Source organism: Burkholderia sp. AU30198 (genome assembly GCF_020419825.1).
In the GTDB taxonomy this organism is placed as follows: domain Bacteria; phylum Pseudomonadota; class Gammaproteobacteria; order Burkholderiales; family Burkholderiaceae; genus Burkholderia.
In genome coordinates, this window is record NZ_JAIZSA010000002.1 from 446033 (window position 1) to 466173 (window position 20141).

A 20141-nucleotide genomic window follows, 5' to 3' on the forward strand; every position below is an offset into this window, starting at 1 on the left:
CCCCGTCCGTCATGGCACCCGGCCGACACCCGAACGAGGAGCATCGACATGCGTGACCCTTCGCTTCATCCGTCCTCGCTCGGCCCGCAACTCAAGCGCTGGCGCGCGCTGCACCGCGTCAAGCAAAGCCATGCGGCCGACCTGTTCGGCGTCGCGCAATCGACGATCTCCCGCTGGGAAGCCGGCCGCCAGCAGATGTCGCCCGACGAGCGCGCGACGGCCGAGCGGCTGCTCGCCGCGCGTCTCGATTCCGCGGGCGACTACGCGCTCGCGCGGCTCGTCTCGGGCAGCGCGGGCCGCATGCATCTCGTGTGCGACCTCACGCACCGCCTGCTCGCGTCTTCTTCGGCACGCGCGGCCGAATTCTCGCAGCCGCTGTCGATGCTGCTCGGCACGTCGCTGTGGCGCTACGCGAGCCCGGAGATCGTCCGCATGGAAGCCGCGCTCGACACGCTCGGCTGGCATGACCGCGCGGGGCCGCCGAGCGTCGAATTCGACACCGGCGCGAATGCGTCGCAGGTCGTGCCGATCCGCGGCAGCAGGTGCCGGTGGACGCGGATGACGCTGTCGGATGGCTCGGCCGCGCGGCTCGTGGAGACGCTCGAGGATGCGTAATCGCTGGATCGCAACGCGTGGCATACAACCGCCATCCGATTCGGTGACGGCGCAGCGCGCTTCGACGCCTGGCGCCCGCCACGCGGAGGACTTCATCGTGAATGGCAGTCCCGCCGCAGGGAGCGCCGGATGTTGAGGCTCATCGTGCTGGACCTCGTGTTCGGCGTGCTCGCTTTCTACATCGGTGCCGCGATACTGCACGCGCTACGCTCGGGTGTCGCCAACGCCGGCGGTACACGGGTGGCGCGCCGCAGTCGCCCCTATGCATTCGCGCTGGTCCTGATTGTTCAGATCGGCTTCGTCGTCCTGCTGTGCTGGTCCGGAATTGCGCTGACGTTCGGACTTGGGCCGAAGTAAGCGCACGGCAAAGTATTCCCGTCGGCGAGCCCGACCCGGCCCGCGACCGCTTCACGGCATCGCCCCATGCTCGCCCCCAACACGCATATTTCATGCGTGGACGAACCGCGCACCGCCGCATTACGCTTGACGGCTCATCGCAAGGACGCCGACCATGACCCCCGATACGATCCACGCACGGCTCGCTTTCCTGCGCGAGGCCGAACGCCTGAAGGACGTGCTGCGCAGCGGCTACACGTCGTCCGGGCGCACGGAAAGCACGGCCGAGCACAGCTGGCGGCTGTGCCTGATGGCGCTCGTGTTCGCCGACGCGCTGCCCGGCATCGACACGCTGAAACTGCTGAAGCTGTGCATCGTCCACGATCTCGGCGAGGCGCTGCACGGCGACATTCCCGCGATCGAACAGGCCGCGCATCCCGACAAAAGCGCGCACGAACGCGACGACCTGCTGACGCTGACCGCGGCGCTCGATCCCGCGTCGCGCGACGAGATCGTCGCGCTGTGGGACGAATACGAGGCGGCGGATACGCCGGAAGCGCGCGCCGCGAAGGCGCTCGACAAGCTGGAGACGATCCTGCAGCACAACCAGGGCAGCAATCCACCCGATTTCGACTACGCGTTCAATCTCGGCTACGGCCGCCGCTATACCGACGCCGCGCCGCTGTTCAGCGCGATCCGCGACATCGTCGACGCCGACACGCAACGCCGGATCGACTCGGGCGGGCAGCGCGCGTAAGCGCGCGCGATCGGGGGCGCGGCACCGCACGCTCGACACGCTCGCGAACCTGCTGATCGGCAGCGGCTTCACGCTCACCCACCTCGACGAACGGGAGCCGACGCAGGAACAAGTCGATGCGCTGACCGCGCTCGACGACGAACGCGAATGGCCGACGATGGCACGCGTCGCCGCGCAGCGTTAACGCACGTTAACGCAGGCCGCAACACGCACACCGGCCTTCGCCCGCCGCTCTGACAGATTGCAACAATGACACCGCTCGCCCCCGGCTCCAGGGCGGCGTTCGTACAATTCAGCACAATTTCCACACGATTTGGCGTGATTTCCTCCCTTACCATGAGCGGCTGATTCGACCCGGCACGGCCGCGCGATGCGTGCGCGGATGCCGTCGCGGGCACCCTGCCCGGCATGCGACGCCGACCGGATCGTCCCGCCCGGCCGCACGCATCGCCGGCATCGCTTCATCGTCGCCGCACGCTCATGACTCAGAAGACCCCTCGCCGCCGGCGCATCGTGCTGGCTTCCATTGCCATCGTCGCGATCGCCGCCGGCGTCACGCTGAAGGCGTGCGCGCCCGACAAGCATCCGCAATATCTGTCCGCGCCCGTCTCGCGCGGCGATCTCGAGAACGCGGTGCTCGCCACCGGTGCGTTGCAGGCGTTCCGGCAGGTCGACGTCGGCGCCCAGGTGTCGGGGCAGCTGAAGTCGCTGAAGGTCAAGCTCGGCGACAAGGTCACGAAGGGCCAGTGGCTCGCCGAGATCGATCCCGTGATCTCGGAAAACGCGCTGCGCCAGGCCCGCGCCAGCGAAGAAAGCCTGCGCGCGCAGCAGCAATCGACCGCCGCGCAACTGACGCAGGCGGAACTCGCGTTCAAGCGCCAGCAGGCGATGCTGCCCGACGATGCGACCTCGCGCGAATCGTTCGAGGCCGCACGCGCGACGCTCGACGTGCAGCGAGCGACACTCGCGTCGCTCGCCGCGCAGATCCGCTCGGCCCGCATCCAGATCGAAACCGCGCAGGCCAATCTCGGCTACACGCGCATCGTCGCGCCGATCGACGGCGAGGTCGTCGCGGTCGTCACGCAGGAAGGCCAGACCGTGATCGCGCAGCAACAGGCGCCGGTGATCCTGAAGCTCGCCGAGCTCGACACGATGACCGTGAAGGCGCAAGTGTCGGAAGCCGACGTGATCCGCGTAAGTGGCGGCCAGACCGCGTATTTCACGATCCTCGGCGAACCGGACAAGCGCCACTACGGCAAGCTGCGCGCGATCGAGCCGGCACCGCAGAACTACGCCGAAGCGCAGAGCTCGCTCGGCGGTGGTGCGGGCGGCGGCTCGAAGCCGAACTCCGCCGTGTTCTACAACGCACTGTTCGAAGTACCGAATCCCGAGCATCGGCTGCGCATCTCGATGACCGCGCAAGTCAGCATCGTGCTCGGCAACGCACGCAACGCACTGAGCATTCCGGCCGCCGCGCTCGGCGAAAAACGCAAGGACGGCACCTACGCGGTGCGCGTGCTGCGCGCCGACGGCAGCACGGAAACGCGCAATATCCGCATCGGCATCAACAACAACGTGCGCGTCGAAGTGCTGGCCGGCCTGAAGGACGGCGAACGCGTCGTGATCGGCGAAGCGGCCGGTGACGACCACGCGCCGCTGGCGGACGTGGTGTGACGATGAGCCAGCCCCTGCTGAAACTCGCTGCCGTCACACGACGCTTTCCGGCCGGCGACAAGGACGTCGTCGTCCTGAACAACGTCAACCTGTCGATCCACGCGGGCGAGATCGTCGCGATCGTCGGTGCGTCGGGCTCCGGGAAGTCGACGCTGATGAACATCCTCGGCTGCCTCGACCACCCGAGCGAAGGCACCTACACGGTCGGCGGCCGCGACACGCACATGCTCGACAGCGACGAGCTCGCGCAACTGCGCCGCGAACACTTCGGCTTCGTGTTCCAGCGCTATCACCTGCTGCCGCACGTCGACGCGGTCGCGAACCTCGAAATGCCCGCGATCTACGCCGGCACCCCGCGTGCGGAACGGCACGCACGCGCACGCGAACTGCTCGCGCGCCTCGGGCTCGCGGATCGCGCGCACCATCGCCCCGGGCAACTGTCCGGCGGCCAGCAGCAGCGCGTGAGCATCGCGCGCGCACTGATGAACGGCGGCCAGGTGATCCTCGCCGACGAACCGACCGGCGCGCTCGACACGAAAAGCGGCCAGGACGTGATCCGCATCCTGCACGAGCTGAACGCGCTCGGCCATACGATCGTCATCGTCACGCACGACAAGGCCGTTGCGCGCCATGCGCGGCGCATCATCGAGATCAGCGACGGCGAGATCGTCGCGGACCGCCCGAATCGCCACTACGCGGAAGCGCTCGAGGAAGCGCTCGAGGAAGCGGGTGTCGACTCCGCGGAAGCGAGCGAAGCCGCCGCCCGCGCGTCGCACGCCCGCACGTCGCACGCCCGCGATCGCCACGACACGCTACCGCCGCCCGCATCCGTCGACACCGATGCGCATGCCGATACCGGCACGCGCACGCACCGCTTCGCGGCCGGCTCCGGCCGCTTCGCCGAGGCCTGCCGGATGGCATGGATCGCACTCGTGTCGCACCGGCTGCGCACGCTGCTGACGATGCTCGGCATCATCATCGGCATCACGTCGGTCGTGTCGATCGTCGCGATCGGCGAAGGCGCGAAGCGCTACATGCTCGACGAGATCGGCAGCATCGGCACCAACACGATCAACATCTATCCGGGCACCGACTGGGGTGACAGCCGCGCCGACGCGATCCAGACACTCGTGCCCGCGGATGTCGCCGCGCTCGCCGAGCAGCCGTACGTCGACAGCGCGACGCCCGAAACGTCGCGCACGCTGCTGCTGCGCTACCGCAACGTCGACGTGAACGCGCTCGTGAGCGGCGTCGGCGATCGCTTCTTCCAGGCGCGCGGAATGCGCTTCGCGCTGGGCGTCGCGTTCGACGAGGACGCGGTGCGCCGCCAGGTGCAGGTGGCCGTGATCGACCAGAACACGCGCCGCAAGCTGTTCGGCGCGACACGCAACCCGATCGGCGAAGTGATCCTGGTCGACAACGTGCCGTGCGTCGTGATCGGCGTGACGGCCGACAAGAAAAGCGCATTCGGCAGCGTGAAGAGCCTGAACGTGTGGGTGCCGTACACGACCGCGAGCGGGCGCCTGTTCGGGCAGCGCCATCTCGACAGCATCACCGTGCGGGTGCGCGACGGGCAACCGAGCGCCGCCGCCGAAAAGAGCCTAGAGAAGCTGATGACGCAGCGCCACGGCCGCAAGGACTTCTTCACATACAACATGGACAGCGTGGTGAAGACCGTCGAGAAGACCGGCCAGTCGCTCACCTTGCTGCTGTCGCTGATCGCCGTGATCTCGCTCGTCGTCGGCGGGATCGGCGTGATGAACATCATGCTGGTGTCGGTCACCGAGCGCACGCGCGAGATCGGCATCCGGATGGCAGTCGGCGCGCGCCAGTCCGACATCCTGCAGCAGTTTCTCGTCGAGGCCGTGCTCGTCTGCCTGCTCGGCGGCACGATCGGCATCGCGCTGTCGTTCGGGCTCGGCGCGCTGTTCTCGATGTTCGTCGCGCAGTGGAAGATGGTGTTCTCGGCCGGCGCGATCGTGACCGCGTTCGTCTGCTCGACGCTCACCGGTGTGATATTCGGCTTCATGCCCGCGCGCAATGCGTCGCGGCTCGATCCGATCGATGCGCTCGCGCGCGACTGACGCAAGGCCCGCCATGACGCATTCCTCACCGCTTCACCGCCTGGGCGCCTTCGCGTGCGCGGCCGCGCTGCTCGCCGGCTGCGCGGGCGCGCGCCATGAGTCGCTGCCCGCCGTCGCGATGCCGGCGAACTGGGCGGCGCCGGTTGCCGCCAACGCGCCGGCCACGACGCGCGACTGGTGGCGCAGCTTCGGCGATCCGCAACTCGACGCGCTGATCGACGATGCGCTGCGCGCCAACAACGACCTCGCGATCGCGGCGATCCGCGTGTACCGCGCGCAACTGCAGGCCGGCCTCGCGGATACGAACCTGACGCCCAGCGTGTCGCTCGGCGCGAACGGCGCCGTGTCGCGCACGCTCGATACGCACCAGATGAGCCGGTCGAGCGGCATAACCGGTTCGCTCAGCTATGAAATCGACCTGTGGGGCCGGCTGGCCGCGCTGCGCGACGCCGCGCGCTGGGAAGCCGACGCGACGGCCGCCGATCTCGAAGCCGCGCGGCTGTCGTTGATCGGCACGACCGCATCGCTGTACTGGCAGATCGGCTATCTGAACCGTCAGATCGCGCTCGGCGACGCGAACATCGCGTATGCGGTACGCACGCTCGCGGTCGTCCGGTCACGACACACGGCCGGTGCCGTGTCGGGGCTCGACCTGGCGCAAGCCGAACAGAGCCTCGCCGCGCAACGCGCCGCCCAGACCCGCCTGATCCAGCAACGCACCGAGAACCGTCACGCCCTCGCGATCCTGTTCGACCGGCCGCCGCAGCAACTCGTGGCCGAACCGTCGGCGCTGCCCGTCGCGGCACCGCCGGAAGTGGCGGCCGGCCTGCCGGCCAGCCTGCTCGGCCGGCGCCCCGACCTGCGTGCGGCGGAATTCCGGCTGCGCGAATCGCTCGCGAACGTCGACGCGACACGCACGAGCTTCTACCCGACCTTCACGCTGACCGGTCAGGCCGGCACGTCGAGCACGAGCCTCGAGCGCGTGCTGATGAATCCGGTCGGCACGCTCGGGCTCGGCCTTGCCCTGCCGTTCATCCAGTGGAACACGATGCAGTTGCAGATCAAGGTGTCGAAAACGCAGTACGAGGAAGCGGTCGTCGGGTTCCGCCAGAAGCTCTACACGGCACTCGCGGAAGTCGAGAACGCGCTGTCGGCACGCGTGCAGCTCGAACGCGAAGCCGAACAGCGCGCGCTGTCGCTGGCCCAGGCGCAGCGCGCCGAGCGGCTGGCCGCCACGCGGTTCGCGGCCGGCGCGACCGCCGTGCAGCCGTGGCTCGACCAGCAGCAGCGGCTGCGCGACGCGCAAAGCGCCGACGAACAGACGCGGCTGGACCGGCTCAACAACCAGATGACGCTGTACCGCGCGCTCGGCGGCGGGATGTCCTGACTGGCGCGCGTGCAGGGCCGGCCACGCCAGCCGCACCGGCCACGCACGCCGTCATTCGCACACGGGCGCCCTGCGCCGCGCCGGCGCAAACGCCACCACGCTCGCCGTCGCGAGCACGGCCACGCCTGCCGCGCCGTACACCATCACCCAACCGAACCCGTGCACGAGCGCCGCATGCAGCGCCGCGCCGGTCGGGTCGGCCTGCGCGAGCGCCGGGGCGATCTCGTGCAGCCCGTCGGTCCGCCCGGATGCAATCTCCTGCGCAAGCCGGCGCAGCGCCGCGTCGCCGATCGTGCCCGCGACACCGGCCTTCAGGCTCGCGACGATCCCCGCGACCAGCACGAAGCCCATCGCCGCGATGTTCAGCGCAAGCGAGATCATCCGCGCGCTCATGTCGATGCCCGACGCCATCCCGGCCCGCGAGCTCGGCACCGCGCCCGTCGTCGTGTTGGTCACGGGCGTGTTCGTGAGCCCGAGCCCGATGCCGGCGATCACGCAGCCGGGCAGCATCGTGATCCAGCTCGCATGGTCGGCCGCGCTGCCGATCCGCATCAGCGCGAAACCCGCCGCGATCGTGAACAGGCCGCCGGGAATCACGACGCCCGGCCCGTAGCGCAGCGCGAGCCGTTCGCCGAACGGCGGCGCGACCAGCGTCGGCAACGTGTACGCGAGCAACGCGAGGCCGGCCGTCACGCTGTCGTAGCCAAGCGCGACCTGGAACCAGATCGGCAGATAGATCATGAACGGCCAGAAGCTGAAGTTCATCCCCATCGAGCCGAAGATCGCGCCGGTGAACGCGCGGATCCGGAACACCGAGAAGTCGAACATCGGCCGTGCGCTGGCGCGTTCCGCGACGACGAAGCCGACCAGCGCCAACACAGTCGCCCCGAGCACGCCGAGGCCGGCGGCGCTGGTCAGCCCGAGTTCCGCGCTTTGCGTGATGTAGAACGCCAGGCCGAGCACCGCCAGCGACAGCGTGACGATGCCCGCCACGTCGAGCGAGCCCGCGTGCGGATCGCGCGACTCCTGCACCGCGCCGCCGATCAGCACGAGCGCGACGGCCGCGAGCGGCGCATGGACGAGGAACACCCACGGCCAGCTTGCCAGCGCGACGATCGCGCCGCCGACGATCGGCCCGAACCCGAGCCCGATGCCAAACACGATTCCCCAGATCCCGAACGCGCGGCCGCGCTCGCGGCCCTCGCGGAACTGGTGCGACAGCACGGCAATCTGGCAGATCAGCATCGCGCCGCCGCTCGCGCCCTGCAGCAGCCGGCCCGCGACGAGCACCGGCACGTTCGGCGCGAGCCCGCACAGCAGCGACGTCGCGCCGAACAGCACGGTGCCGATCACATACACGCGCTTGCGACCGAACCGGTCGGCGAGCGTGCCGGCCGCCATCAGCACGGTCGTGCACGCGATCGTGTATGCATTCATGATCCACTGCATGCCGTTGAAATCGCCGTGCAGCACGTGTTCGAGCGTCGGCAGGATCACCGGCACGCTCGAGATTTCGAGGCCGAACATCAGCGACGTGAGACAGACGGCCGCGAGCGCGACCGCATTCCTGCGGGAGTCGGATAGCGTCATGCGTATTGCGCCGCGGCCCGGCAACGGGCCGTGCGCCTCCAGATGAGAAGGATTCGCCGCGTGCGGCCGGCGACGCACGCTGGACGGGAATCGGTACTATAGTGAGAATTCCCATCCCCATTGACGCACGCATTTCTCCAGACTGGGGAACTGCAGGACTCAATCACCCCACCCTCCCATGACCGACAGACTCGACGGCGTGACGACCTTCGTCCAGGTAGTGGAATCGGGCAGCTTCGCGCTCGCCGCGGAGCGGCTCGACATGACGCGTTCGGCCGTCGGCAAGGCGGTCGCGCGGCTCGAGAAGCGGCTCGGCGCGCGGCTGCTGCAGCGCACGACGCGCAGCCAGAGCCTGACCGACGACGGCCAGGCGTACTACGACCGCTGCGTGCGCGCGCTCGCGGAACTGGACGCGGCGGAAGCCGACCTCGACTGCGGCCGCAACGAGCCGCGCGGCAAGCTGCGCCTGAGCGTGCCGCTCGCGTTCGGGCACCACTGCGTGACGCCCATCGTGCTCGACCTCGCGCGCACCTATCCGCATCTGCGGATCGACGTGTCGATCACCGACCGCTTCGTCGATCTCGTCGAGGAAGGCATCGACCTCGCGGTGCGGATCGGCACGCTTGCGGACAGCACGAGCCTCGCGGTGCGGCGGCTCGGCACGCAATACGGCAGCCTCGGCGCGGCGCCGTCGTATCTCGCCCGCTACGGGATGCCGAAGACGCTCGACGATCTGAAGCACCACCGGACAATCGCGTATTCCCGCTCGGGTGTGGTTCACCCGTGGGACTTGCGCGCGCCGGACGGGTCGACGGTACGGATCGACATGCCGCACCAGCTCAGTTTCGACGACGTGCAGGCGATCGCGACGGCCGGCGCATCGGGGTTCGGGATCGCGTGGCTGCCGAGCTGGCTGCTCGATCATTACGTGACGCGCGGCGAGATGACGGTCGTGCTCGACCGTTGCTTCGTCTGCGAAGGCGACATCCACGCGATCTGGCCGAAGACGCGCTACCTGCCGCGCAAGACGCGCTGCGTGATCGACGCGTTCGCGCAGGCGATTCCGCCGATGATCGAGCGGTAGGCGGGACGGCGCACGGCGCCGGGGATCGCGCCGCGCCCGCACGGGCGCGGGCGACATGTCCGCCCTGTCCGCGCTATTTCGCGTCGCCGCCGTCGATCGCCAGCATCCGCCGGCGGCGCGCGCGGGCGAGTGCCGCCGGCGCGAAATGCAGCACGACCAGCCGCGTCAGATGATGAGACAGGACGAACACGACGTTCAAGCCGCCGCCGTAGGCGACGATCGTGATCGTCTCGATGGCGCCAGGCGCATACGAGAGCCACAGCGGCAGCACCCCGTAGCCGGACAGCCGCGCCATCCCCCACGCGAACGCACCGGCCACCATCAGCATCAGCGCGATGCATGCAACGCCGGTTCGGCCGTATCGCAGCCCGTCCGCCAGCGTGATCTGCCTGAACTGCGCGCCGATCAGCGCGCCCAGGATGACCGACGCCGCATCGACACACCACGCCGGCACCTCGACGTCAGGCAGCCACCCCGCTCGCACGAACACGCCGGTCAGCACGATGGCCGTGATCATGAACGGTGCCGGAATACCGAATCCGAGCAACGTCCGCCCGACCAGCACGCTCAGCGCCACCAGCCCCGTGAGCGCCAGCACCGTCGCGACCGGCAGCGCAGCGACGGCAACTTGCTGCGGCGCGCCCACCTGCGCCGGAATGAAACAACTGACCAGCACCGTGATCGACACGAGCCGCACGAGATGCACGACGATCACCTTGGCCGACGCACGCTCGGATTCCAGCAGGTCGAATACTGCGGCGAGTGCGCCGGGATAGACGGCCAGCAGTGCATCGGCCCGGTTCCAGCGCGAGACGCGGGACAGCCAGAGACTGCCGACCACGATCTGCGCGGCCAGGCACAAGAGCAGGACGCCCAGGCTCGGCACGATCGCGACGACCATCTGCGTGTCCCACGACCTGAACATCAAGCCGGTCGCCGTGCCGAGCACGATCTGCACGAACTCGAGGCCGAAGCGCAACCTGGGCGCGAAACCGAACCGGCTGGTCGCGATCGTTGCGGCGAGAATCGCGCCGAGCAGCAGGCCATGCGGAACGCCCGCATACCGCAGCACCAGCCCGACCGCGGTCAGGCCGGCAAGATACGCGAGTGTCTTCATCGGGCAGCGCCCCGACCGTCTGCCACGCTCCGGCCAATCCACATGGAAATGTAATTAGAAGGAGTTGAAATGAAATGTCAAACTCAAAAACAGAACATTCGATTATTTCAGATTCAATCATCCATCATTCACGCATCCAATCAAGACGCGACGAAACACATGTCAACTCACGCTGAAACACCGGATGCGTAACGAATTCTTCTGAAAATGCAGTTGAAGCACGACTGCCGCCAATCGAGCAGCAGCCACGCGCCCGGACGCAAACCGACGCCCTGACCGATGGCCGAACGCCTGATTCATCTCGCGGAATCCGCGCAACCGGCACGACTCAGCAAGCCAACCCGTGCACCATGGACGGGCGGCCACGGTGGCGTTGCCAGTACGCCCCATTGGAACGTCCAGTCGCAGGCAACACTGCACCCTGCCCGGAATAGTCCCTTTGCCCCATGCTTGCCTCGGATTTTTATCGAATAGCGGCATTTTCATACGCGCTTTCGATAAGGCGACTTTAAATTATCGAACCGGCAATCAAATTTTGTTTGATGATATTAAAGGTTTTGCCGATTCCATGGCAAGCAGAAACCCTCGTCCGTCGCCCTTGAATCCGGAAATTATTATTGAGATTTTCATCCAATCCCGACGATTGTGATTTAGCGCGGCTGATGGTAATGCGTGTTCTCGCATGTCCGGCACTGGATGCGTGCCGACCTCGAAACAAAAAAGCGGCGCAGCCGAAGCATGCGCCGCCTTGCAGGTTGCTGGCCGCGTGCCGGCCGTTCAATCCGCGCCCAGCGCCGCGAGCGGATGCGCGAACAGCTTCCACGGCGACGTGAGGAAATGCCGCACGCGTTCGGCGCGCAGCTCGACGAGCGACGCGGGCGCCCAGCGCGGCTTGCGATCCTTGTCGACGAGATGCGCGCGCACGCCTTCGCAGAAGTCGCCCTCCTCGATCGCGCGCGCGACGATGCCGAGCTCCATCCGGAACGATTCGGCCAGCGTCATCTGGCGGCCACGCAGCAGCGCCTCACGCGTCACGTACAGCATCGTCGGCGAATGGCCGGTGAGCGCATCGAGCGTCGCCTGCAGCCATTGCCGGTGCTCGCGCGACAGTTCCTCGCGTGCGAGATCCTGCGTGAGCGTCGCGACGATCCGCTCGACGGTCGAGCGCTTGTCGAAGTGACGCACGATCCACGGCATCTGGCTGTCGAGCGCCGCATGCGGCACGACGTTGCACGGCGGCTCGAACACCTTGCGCAGCAGCGGCAACGCATCGCCTTCCCACTTGACGCTTTCGATGCGCGTCTCGAACGTGTCGAGCCACGCGGACGGCACGCACAGATCCGCGAGCTTCGCGGTCAGTGCATCGGCGCCCGACAGCATCGCACCGGTCAGCCCGACGTACAGTTCGAGTTCGACCGGCATACGCGACAGGAAATGCGTCGCGCCAACGTCGGGCACGAGGCCGATGCGCGTCTCCGGCATCGCGATCTTGCTGCGCTCGGTCGCGACGCGCAGCGCCGTGCCCTGTGCGAGGCCCATGCCGCCGCCCATCGTCACGCCGTCCATCAGCGCGACCACCGGCTTCGGGAACGTGTGGATCGCGTAGTCGAGCCGGTATTCGTCGACGAAGAACGGCAGCCAGGTTTCGCGCTGCGCGACCATCCTGTACAGCGCGCGCACGTCGCCGCCCGCGCAGAAGCCCTTCTCGCCGGCACCGCGCAGCACGACCGCGACGATCTGATCGTCGTGGCGGCAGCGCTCGAGGAGCGCGGCCAGCTCGCCGATCATCGCGTACGACAACGCATTGAGCGCGGCCGGCCGGTTCAGCGTGATCAGCGCCACGCGATTCACCACGCGGAACAGCACCTCGGGTGCATGCTCCGCGAATGCGTCGTGATTCATGACCGGCGTGCTCATCGTTGCGACTCTCCATCGGTGTACCACTGCGGCGCGCGCTTGCCGAGGAACGCGGCCACGCCTTCGCGCGGGTCATTCGTCTCGAACAGGTCGACGAAGCGCTCGCGTTCGACCGCGAGCGCCGCGCTGCGCGGCACGCCGCGGCGTGCGAGGCCGATCAGCTCCTTGCTGTACGCGACCGCGTGCGGGCTCTGCCGCACGACGTTGCGTGCCAGAGCCAGCGCCGCATCGCGCGCCGCGCCCGACTCCACGACGTCCTCGACGAGGCCGATCCGCAGCGCCGTGGCCGCATCGACACGCGCACCGGTCAGGATGATCTTCTTCGCCCAGCCTTCGCCGACGAGCCAGGGCAGCGTCTGCGTGCCGAGCCCGCACGGCAGCAGGCCGACCGACGGCTCGGGCAGCGCCATCTGCGCATGCGTCTCCGCGATCCGCAGGTCGCACGCGAGCGCGCATTCGAGACCGCCGCCCATCGCGTAGCCGTTGATCGCCGCAATGGTCACGACGCGCGCGTCGTGCAGCGCCTCGAACGCCGCGCCGAAGCGCGACGCCATCGCGCGTGCAACCGCGCGGTCGCCTTCGGCGAACGTGTTGAGATCGGCACCCGCGCTGAAGAACTTCGGGCCGTCGCCGGTGATCACCAGCGCACGCACGCGCGGGTTCGCATTCAGTTCGGCGACGGTTTCCTGCAATTGCTTCAGCCCGTCGGCGGTAAAGGCGTTCGCGGGCGGACGCTTGAGCGTCGCGCACGCGATCGCGCCGTCGTCGACGTAGTCCAGTTCGATCATCATGCGTCCTTCTTCGTTGCCGGTTGGTACAGGCGGATCACCGCCGAGAAATCGAGCTGGCCGTCGCCACGGCTGCTCATCGTCTGGTACAGCTGCTGCGCGAGCGCGCCGAGATAGACGGGCTGGCGGGCCTGCTTCGCGGCGTCGTTCGCGAGGCCGAGATCCTTCAGCATCAGGTCGGTGCCGAAGCCGCCCGAGTAGCCGCGCGACGACGGCGCGGTGTCGATCACGCCCGGATACGGGTTATAGGTATCCGAGCTCCAGCAGCGGCCCGTCGACGTGTTGACGATGCCGGCCAGCACCTTCGGGTCGATGCCGAGCGCGACGCCGAGCGACATCGCCTCCGACACGGCTGCCATCGAGATGCCGAGCACGAGGTTGTTGCAGACCTTCGCGACCTGCCCCATGCCCGTCGCGCCGCAATGGACGATGTTCTTGCCCATGCCGGCGAGCACGGGCTTCACGCGCTCGAAATCCGCGTCGCTGCCGCCGACCATGAAGGTCAGCGTGCCGGCCGCCGCGCCGCCGGTGCCGCCCGACACGGGCGCATCGACGAACGCGCCGCCGTGCTCGCGCACCAGCGCGCCGAACGCCTGCGCGCTCGCCGGGTCGATCGTGCTCGAATCGATCACGGTCGCGCCCGCGCCGAGGCCGGCGAGCACGCCGTTCTCGCCGGACAGCACCGAGCGCACGTGCGGTGCGGCCGGCAGCATCGTGATGACGAACGTCGCGCCCGATGCGGCATCGCGCGGCGATGCGGCCACCTGCGCACCGGCGTCCTGCAGCGCGCGCAATGCGTCGGCGCTCAGGTCGAACGCATGTACTTCATGGCCTGCTTTCAGCAGGTTCAGCGCCATCGGCGCGCCCATGTGGCCGAGGCCGATAAAACCGATTTTCATGTTCGTGTCCTCCGCCGCTCAATGCAGCCGGATCGTCGTATTCACCGGGCCGGCCGTCGTGTCGTCGTCGAACCAGCGTGCGGTGACCGTCTTGGTCTGCGTGTAGAACTGCACGACCTGCTTGCCGTACGGGCCGAGATCGCCGAGCTTCGAGCCGCGCGAACCCGTGAAGCTGAAGAACGGCACGGGCACCGGGATCGGGATGTTGATGCCGACCTGGCCGATGTCGATCTCGCTCTGGAACTTGCGTGCGGCCGCGCCGCTCTGCGTGAACAGGCCGACGCCGTTGCCGAACGGGTTCGCGTTGACGAGCGCGATCGCGTCGTCGAGCGTGTCGGCTTCCATCACGACCAGCACGGGCCCGAAGATTTCATGCGTATAGACCGACATGTTCGTCTTCACGCCCGAGAAGATCGTCGGGCCGACGAAGTTGCCCTGCTCGTAGCCGGTCACCTGCACGTCGCGGCCGTCGAGTTCGAGCTTCGCGCCTTCCTTCACGCCCGCGTCGATCAGCGACAGGATGCGCTCCTTCGCGGCCTTCGACACGACCGGCCCGACGTCCGTACCGGCTTCCGCGCCCGCATTGACCTTCAGCGCCTTCGCCTTCGCCACGATGTCCGGCAGCCAGTCGCGCGCGTTGCCGACGAGCACCGCGACCGACGTCGCCATGCAGCGCTGGCCTGCCGCGCCGAAGCCCGCGCCGACGAGCGCGTTGATCGCCTGCTCGCGGTTCGCGTCGGGCAGCACGACGGCGTGGTTCTTCGCGCCCATCATCGACTGCACGCGCTTGCCGTTCGCGCTGCCGAGGTTGTACACGTGCGTGCCGACCGCCGTCGAACCGACGAACGAGATCGCCTTCACGAGCGGATGCGTGCAGATCGCGTCGACGACTTCCTTGCCGCCGTGCACGACGTTCAGTACCCCTTTCGGTACGCCGGCCTCGATGGCGAGTTCGACGAGCTGCATCGTGGACAGCGGGTCCTGCTCCGACGGCTTCAGCACGAACGTGTTGCCGCACACGATCGCCATCGGGAACATCCACAGCGGAATCATCGCGGGGAAATTGAACGGCGTGATGCCCGCGCACACGCCGAGCGGCTGGCGCAGCGTGTAGGTATCGACGCCACCCGCGACGTTCTCCGCGAATTCGCCGAGCTGCAGCGAACCGATCGAGCATGCGTGCTCGACCACTTCGAGGCCGCGGAAGATGTCGCCTTCGGCGTCGGGAATCGTCTTGCCCTGCTCGGCCGTCAGCGTCTTCGCGATGCGCTGCTGGTTCGTGCGCACGAGATCCTGGAACTTCAGCATGATGCGCATGCGCGCGGCGATCGGCGTGTTCTTCCACGTCGCGTAGGCGGTGTGCGCAGCCTGCACGGCCGCGTCGACTTCCGCGACCGTCGCGAACGGCACGCGCGCGAGCACCTGCTGCGTCGCCGGGTTGACGATGTCGCGCCACTCGTTCGTGGCGGACTCGACGAAGTCGCCGTCGATCAGCAGCTTGACCGTCGGCACGTCTTTCGAATTCGCGTTCATCGATCCTTGCTCCTTGCAGAGGGCCGCGAAGCGCGATATCGCCGCGCGGCCGGTTCAATTCGGCTGCGGGCAGCGGCCGCGACATGCGGCGCGCGCGGCCCGCGGTCACGTCACTTCAATTCAGCGGCGAAATCTTCTTCCCAGTATTCGCCGGGCATCCGTTCACTTGCATCGTCGCCGCGCTCGATCTCGCGGCGGCGCAGCTCGACGCGGCGGATCTTCCCCGAGATCGTCTTCGGCAGCTCCGCGAACTGCAGGCGGCGGATCCGCTTGTACGGCGCGAGCTTCTCGCGCGAGAAACGGAAGATCTCCAGGGCCAGCGCCGGACTTTCCTCATAGCCCTGCCGCAGCATGATGAAGGTCTTCGGCACCGCCAGCCGCACGGGGTCGGGGCTCGGCACGACGGCCGCCTCGGCGATCGCCGGATGCTCGATCAGCACGCTCTCGAGTTCGAACGGGCTCAGCCGGTAGTCGGACGACTTGAACACGTCGTCCGCGCGGCCGATGTACACGTAGTAACCGTCGTCGCCACGCATCGCGATGTCCGACGTGCGGTAGTGGCCGTCGCGCATCGCGTAGGCCGTCGCGTCGGGATTGTTCGCATAGCCTTTCATCAGCCCGACCGGGCGCGCGACGTCGGCGCCGATCGGCAGCGCGACCTCGCCTTCGGTCACGGGCATGCCGTCCGGGTCGAGCAGCGCGATCCGGTAGCCGGGCAGCGGCCGGCCCATCGAGCCCGCGACGACCGGCTGGCCCGGCGAGTTGCCGATCAGGCAGGTCGTCTCGGTCTGGCCGTAGCCGTCACGGATCGCGATGCCCCACGCCTTCTTCACGCGCTCGATGATCTCGGGATTCAGCGGCTCGCCCGCGCCGACGATCTCGCGCAGCTTCACGTCGAACGACGCGAGCGGCTGCTGCACGAGCATGCGCCACACGGTCGGCGGCGCGCACAGCGTCGTCACCTGGTATTTGACGAGCGCATCGAGCACGACCTTCGGCTCGAAGCGCGCGTAGTTGAATGCGAACACGCACGCCTGCGCATTCCACGGCGCGAAGAAGCAGCTCCACGCGTGCTTCGCCCAGCCCGGCGAGCTGATGTTCCAGTGGATGTCGCCCGGCTGCAGGCCGACCCAGTACATCGTCGACAGATGGCCGACCGGATAGGTGCGATGCGTATGCTCGACGAGCTTCGGCTTCGACGTCGTGCCCGACGTGAAGTACAGCAGCATCGGATCGTTCGCGTGCGTGACCGCGTCCGGCTCGAACGCGGCGCTCGCCGCATAGCCGTCGTTCATGGCGAGCCAGCCCGCGCGTGGCGCGCCGGCGACGATCTTCTGCGCGAGGCCGAGATCGGGCTGTTCGAATTTCGCGGTTTCGTTCTCGTCGACGATCGCGTATTTCGCGCCGCCAATCTGCACGCGGTCGCGCACGTCGTCGGGCGACAGTTGCGTGGTGGCAGGCAGCACGATCGCGCCGAGCTTCATCGCGGCGAGCATCGCATCCCACAGCTCGACGCGGTTCGGCAGCATCAGCAGGATCCGGTCGCCACGCACGACGCCGATCGAACGCAGCCAGTTCGCGATCCGCGACGAGCGCTCGGACATCTGCGCGAACGAATACGGATCGCCCGTGCCGGTCGCCGCGTCGACGATCCACAGCGCGGGCTGGTCATTGCCGCGCGCCATCGGGTCGAAGTAGTCGAGCGCCCAGTTGAACGCATCGAGCACCGGCCATTCGAACTCGCGGTAAGCGGTTTCGTAGTCGGTGCGGTGGCGCAGCAGAAAGTCGCGTGCGTCCAGGAATGCCTGTACCGTCATCGTGTCTTCTCCAGTCTCCATGCCTCGCGGTCAACCGGCGCATGCGCTGCAGCCCATGCCCGGTTCCCTGTTGCGCGGCGCATGGTCACGTCGTTGCGTGCCGCGTTCACCGCGCTGCCCTCGTGTCCTGCGTGATGCTTCAAACGGGGCGACCGTCGCGGCTCAAAGCTGCCGCGCGATCACCATCCGCTGCACTTCGCTGGTGCCTTCGTAGATCTGCGTGATGCGCGCGTCGCGATAGTGACGCTCGACTTCGTAATCGACCAGGTAACCGTAGCCGCCGTGGATCTGGATCGCGTCCGAACACACGCGCTCGGCCATCTCCGACGCGAACAGCTTCGCCTGCGACGCTTCCGACAGGCACGGCAGCCCGGCCGTGCGCAGCTTCGCCGCGTGATGCACGAGCAGGCGCGCGGCGTTGATCTGCACGGCCATGTCGGCGAGCTTCTGCTGGATCGCCTGGTGCTCGGCGATCGGCTTGCCGAACTGCACGCGCTCGCCCGCATAGCGGCGCGCCTTGTCGAACGCGGCGCGCGCGATGCCGAGCGCCTGCGCGGCGATGCCGATGCGGCCGCCCTCGAGGTTCGACAAAGCGATCTTCAGCCCTTCGCCGCGATTGCCGAGCAGGTTCTCTTCCGGAATCGCGCAGTTCTCGAACGTGATCGGGCACGTATCCGACGCGCGGATGCCCATCTTCTTCTCGGGTTTGCCGACGATGAAGCCCGGCGTATCGGTCGGCACCAGGAACGCGGAAATGCCGCGCTTGCCGGCTTCCGGGTCGGTCATGGCAAAAACGATCGCGACACCCGCGCGCTGGCCGTTGGTCACGAACTGCTTCGCGCCGTTCAGCACCCATTTGCCGTCGCGCAGTTCCGCACGCGTGCGCAGGTTGTTCGCCTCGGAGCCGGCATGCGGCTCGGTCAGGCAGAACGCGCCGATCACGCGGCCGGCCGCCATGTCGGCCAGCCAGCGATCCTTCTGCGCCGGCGTGCCGAAGCCGAGGATCGGCCCGCAGCCGACCGAGTTGTGCACGCTCATCATCGTCGCGCACGCGGCGTCGCCGGCGGCGACCTCTTCCATCGCCAGCGCGTAGGCCACGTAGTCCGTATACGAGCCGCCCAGCTCCTGCGGCACGATCATCCCGAGCAGGCCGAGTTCGCCGAGCTGCGCGACGATCGCGTCGGGCAGGTGCGCGTCGTGGTCCCATTGCGCCGCGTTCGGTGCCAGCATCTCGGTGGCAAACGCGCGTGCGGCATCGCGGATCATCCGTTGGTCTTCGGTGTAAAGCTCGTCCATGGTGCTGCTGTCTCCCGCGGCCGCCGGGCGCGACCGTCCTTGCGTTTCGATGCAACAAGTGTAGGCAAGCAGGCGCGACTGTTCGATGCTCGCGTCGCTCATTTACACTGAGCGTTTTTGCCACACCGGCGGCACGGATGAAGCAGGAAGACAAGGGAACCGTCGCGATCAGCCTCGTCGCTTACAGCGTCGCGCTCGCCACCCGGCGCGGCGTCGCCGCCGACCCGCTGCTCGCGCAGGCCGGCATTACGCCCGCGCTGCTCGGGCAGCCGCGCGCACGCGTATCCGCGCAGCAATACGGTGCGCTGTGGAACGCAATCGCGCGCACGATGGACGACGAGTTTTTCGGGCAGGATCGCCACCCGATGCGCAGCGGCAGCTTCATCGCAATGAGCCAGGCGGCACTGTCCGCGCGCGACGGGCTGCACGCGATGGCGCGCGCGGTGAACTTCATGCACTGCGTGCTCGACGACCTGCACGCGGAACTCGACGCGAACCCGCAGCGCGTGCGGCTGCGCTTCGTGCACCGCAACAACGGCGCGACGCCCGCGATGTTCACGTACGCGACCTATTTCATCATCGTGTACGGGCTCACCTGCTGGCTGATCGGGCGGCGCATCCCGCTGCTGCACGCGAGCTTCCGCTGCGACACGCCGCCCGCCGACCACGAATACCCGTCGATGTTCTGCGACGACATGCGGTTCAACGAACCCGATTCGTATGTCGATTTCGATCCCGAATTCGCGACGCTGCCGGTCGTACAGAACGCGAAGACGCTGAAGACGTTCCTGCGCAACGCGCCGGCCAGCTTCATCGTCAAGTACCGCAACCCGAACGCGCTCGCGCAGCGGGTGCGCGCGGTGCTGCGCGGGATGCCGCCCGCCGCATGGCCGGGCGCGGGCGGAATGGCCGCGCGGCTGCACGTGGCCGAGGCGACGCTGCGCCGCAAGCTGCACCAGGAAGGCCACGCGTACCAGTCGATCAAGGACACGCTGCGGCGCGATCTCGCGTTCGAGGCGCTGGCGGACCCCGCGCGCACGATCGCCGACGTCGCGGCTGCCACCGGTTTCGCGGAACCGAGCGCGTTCTACCGCGCGTTCCGCAAATGGAGCGGACGCAGCCCGGCCGACTATCGCGACGAAGTGCTCGCGCGGGGCGGCAGCGCGGGCTGACGCCGGCCGGCACGGTCGTCGCTTCGCGCTTTCCGCTGAAACCGCCTAATCTTTAAGCATCGGGCTCACGCCCTT

At 68.1% G+C, this 20141-nt stretch carries 16 protein-coding genes; 8 read left to right on the top strand and 8 right to left on the bottom strand.

Annotated features, from left to right (window positions below):
- Positions 1-48: 48 nt before the first annotated feature.
- From LGN19_RS07625 to LGN19_RS07650, 6 genes are all read left to right on the top strand, one after another.
- Positions 49-615, top strand: a complete 567-nt coding sequence (locus LGN19_RS07625) for a helix-turn-helix domain-containing protein (RefSeq protein WP_122947730.1) — start codon at positions 49-51, stop codon at positions 613-615.
- Between the two features lie 129 nt (positions 616-744).
- Complete coding sequence (locus tag LGN19_RS07630) at positions 745-972, top strand: hypothetical protein (RefSeq protein ID WP_122947731.1); 228 nt, start codon at positions 745-747, stop codon at positions 970-972.
- A 154-nt stretch (positions 973-1126) separates the two neighbouring features.
- Positions 1127-1708 carry an HD domain-containing protein gene (locus LGN19_RS07635; RefSeq protein ID WP_226213800.1) on the top strand — a complete coding sequence of 194 codons (582 nt, stop codon included), beginning with the start codon at positions 1127-1129 and terminating at the stop codon, positions 1706-1708.
- Between the two features lie 480 nt (positions 1709-2188).
- Positions 2189-3382 carry an efflux RND transporter periplasmic adaptor subunit gene (locus LGN19_RS07640; protein WP_226213804.1) on the top strand — a complete coding sequence of 398 codons (1194 nt, stop codon included), beginning with the start codon at positions 2189-2191 and terminating at the stop codon, positions 3380-3382.
- A 2-nt stretch (positions 3383-3384) separates the two neighbouring features.
- Positions 3385-5466: a MacB family efflux pump subunit gene (locus tag LGN19_RS07645; RefSeq protein WP_226213807.1), complete on the top strand. Its 2082-nt coding sequence runs from the start codon at positions 3385-3387 to the stop codon at positions 5464-5466.
- A 13-nt stretch (positions 5467-5479) separates the two neighbouring features.
- On the top strand, positions 5480-6853 hold the full coding sequence (locus LGN19_RS07650) for an efflux transporter outer membrane subunit (RefSeq protein WP_226213810.1): 1374 nt from the start codon (positions 5480-5482) through the stop codon (positions 6851-6853).
- A 51-nt stretch (positions 6854-6904) separates the two neighbouring features.
- Here the strand turns inward: LGN19_RS07650 and LGN19_RS07655 are convergent, their stop codons facing one another.
- Complete coding sequence (locus LGN19_RS07655; protein ID WP_226213812.1) at positions 6905-8443, bottom strand: MFS transporter; 1539 nt, start codon at positions 8441-8443, stop codon at positions 6905-6907.
- 178 nt (positions 8444-8621) lie between these two features.
- Between LGN19_RS07655 and LGN19_RS07660 the strand changes: the two genes are divergently transcribed.
- A complete protein-coding gene (locus tag LGN19_RS07660) occupies positions 8622-9527 on the top strand; it encodes a LysR family transcriptional regulator (protein WP_226213814.1) in 906 nt (301 codons plus the stop codon).
- Positions 9528-9600: 73 nt separating this feature from the next.
- On the opposite strand, the gene LGN19_RS07665 is transcribed toward LGN19_RS07660, so the two are convergent.
- The 7 genes from LGN19_RS07665 to LGN19_RS07695 all read right to left on the bottom strand — a co-directional run bounded on the left by LGN19_RS07665 (position 9601) and on the right by LGN19_RS07695 (position 18894).
- Entirely contained in the window at positions 9601-10644 is a 1044-nt protein-coding gene (locus LGN19_RS07665) for an AbrB family transcriptional regulator (RefSeq protein WP_122947738.1), read from the bottom strand.
- A 777-nt stretch (positions 10645-11421) separates the two neighbouring features.
- A complete protein-coding gene (locus tag LGN19_RS07670) occupies positions 11422-12561 on the bottom strand; it encodes an enoyl-CoA hydratase/isomerase family protein (protein WP_226213816.1) in 1140 nt (379 codons plus the stop codon).
- Entirely contained in the window at positions 12558-13349 is a 792-nt protein-coding gene (locus tag LGN19_RS07675) for an enoyl-CoA hydratase (RefSeq protein WP_226214035.1), read from the bottom strand. The genes LGN19_RS07670 and LGN19_RS07675 overlap by 4 nt, the downstream gene beginning before the upstream one ends.
- Positions 13349-14248, bottom strand: coding sequence for a 3-hydroxyisobutyrate dehydrogenase (gene mmsB / locus LGN19_RS07680; RefSeq protein WP_011354325.1), 900 nt, complete (start codon positions 14246-14248; stop codon positions 13349-13351). The genes LGN19_RS07675 and mmsB overlap by 1 nt, the downstream gene beginning before the upstream one ends.
- An 18-nt stretch (positions 14249-14266) precedes the next feature.
- Positions 14267-15781: a CoA-acylating methylmalonate-semialdehyde dehydrogenase gene (locus tag LGN19_RS07685; RefSeq protein ID WP_226213818.1), complete on the bottom strand. Its 1515-nt coding sequence runs from the start codon at positions 15779-15781 to the stop codon at positions 14267-14269.
- A 110-nt stretch (positions 15782-15891) separates the two neighbouring features.
- The gene (locus LGN19_RS07690) at positions 15892-17598 is read right to left on the bottom strand and encodes an AMP-binding protein (RefSeq protein ID WP_226213819.1); all 1707 of its coding nucleotides are present in this window, start codon (positions 17596-17598) and stop codon (positions 15892-15894) included.
- Between the two features lie 162 nt (positions 17599-17760).
- Positions 17761-18894, bottom strand: a complete 1134-nt coding sequence (locus LGN19_RS07695; protein ID WP_023477775.1) for an acyl-CoA dehydrogenase family protein — start codon at positions 18892-18894, stop codon at positions 17761-17763.
- Between the two features lie 137 nt (positions 18895-19031).
- Here LGN19_RS07695 and LGN19_RS07700 point away from each other — a divergent pair, with 137 nt between their 5' ends.
- A complete protein-coding gene (locus LGN19_RS07700) occupies positions 19032-20066 on the top strand; it encodes an AraC family transcriptional regulator (protein WP_226213820.1) in 1035 nt (344 codons plus the stop codon).
- Positions 20067-20141 lie beyond the last annotated feature (75 nt).

What these genes read in the sequence shown, in the direction of transcription:
- LGN19_RS07625 (WP_122947730.1), top strand. Translation starts at nt 49, where the DNA reads ATGCGTGACCCTTCGCTTCATCCGTCCTCGCTCGGCCCGCAACTCAAG.
- LGN19_RS07630 (WP_122947731.1), top strand. Translation starts at nt 745, where the DNA reads ATGTTGAGGCTCATCGTGCTGGACCTCGTGTTCGGCGTGCTCGCTTTC.
- LGN19_RS07635 (WP_226213800.1), top strand. Translation starts at nt 1,127, where the DNA reads ATGACCCCCGATACGATCCACGCACGGCTCGCTTTCCTGCGCGAGGCC.
- LGN19_RS07640 (WP_226213804.1), top strand. Translation starts at nt 2,189, where the DNA reads ATGACTCAGAAGACCCCTCGCCGCCGGCGCATCGTGCTGGCTTCCATT.
- LGN19_RS07645 (WP_226213807.1), top strand. Translation starts at nt 3,385, where the DNA reads ATGAGCCAGCCCCTGCTGAAACTCGCTGCCGTCACACGACGCTTTCCG.
- LGN19_RS07650 (WP_226213810.1), top strand. Translation starts at nt 5,480, where the DNA reads ATGACGCATTCCTCACCGCTTCACCGCCTGGGCGCCTTCGCGTGCGCG.
- LGN19_RS07655 (WP_226213812.1), bottom strand. Translation starts at nt 8,443, where the DNA reads ATGACGCTATCCGACTCCCGCAGGAATGCGGTCGCGCTCGCGGCCGTC.
- LGN19_RS07660 (WP_226213814.1), top strand. Translation starts at nt 8,622, where the DNA reads ATGACCGACAGACTCGACGGCGTGACGACCTTCGTCCAGGTAGTGGAA.
- LGN19_RS07665 (WP_122947738.1), bottom strand. Translation starts at nt 10,644, where the DNA reads ATGAAGACACTCGCGTATCTTGCCGGCCTGACCGCGGTCGGGCTGGTG.
- LGN19_RS07670 (WP_226213816.1), bottom strand. Translation starts at nt 12,561, where the DNA reads ATGAGCACGCCGGTCATGAATCACGACGCATTCGCGGAGCATGCACCC.
- LGN19_RS07675 (WP_226214035.1), bottom strand. Translation starts at nt 13,349, where the DNA reads ATGATCGAACTGGACTACGTCGACGACGGCGCGATCGCGTGCGCGACG.
- mmsB (WP_011354325.1), bottom strand. Translation starts at nt 14,248, where the DNA reads ATGAAAATCGGTTTTATCGGCCTCGGCCACATGGGCGCGCCGATGGCG.
- LGN19_RS07685 (WP_226213818.1), bottom strand. Translation starts at nt 15,781, where the DNA reads ATGAACGCGAATTCGAAAGACGTGCCGACGGTCAAGCTGCTGATCGAC.
- LGN19_RS07690 (WP_226213819.1), bottom strand. Translation starts at nt 17,598, where the DNA reads ATGACGGTACAGGCATTCCTGGACGCACGCGACTTTCTGCTGCGCCAC.
- LGN19_RS07695 (WP_023477775.1), bottom strand. Translation starts at nt 18,894, where the DNA reads ATGGACGAGCTTTACACCGAAGACCAACGGATGATCCGCGATGCCGCA.
- LGN19_RS07700 (WP_226213820.1), top strand. Translation starts at nt 19,032, where the DNA reads ATGAAGCAGGAAGACAAGGGAACCGTCGCGATCAGCCTCGTCGCTTAC.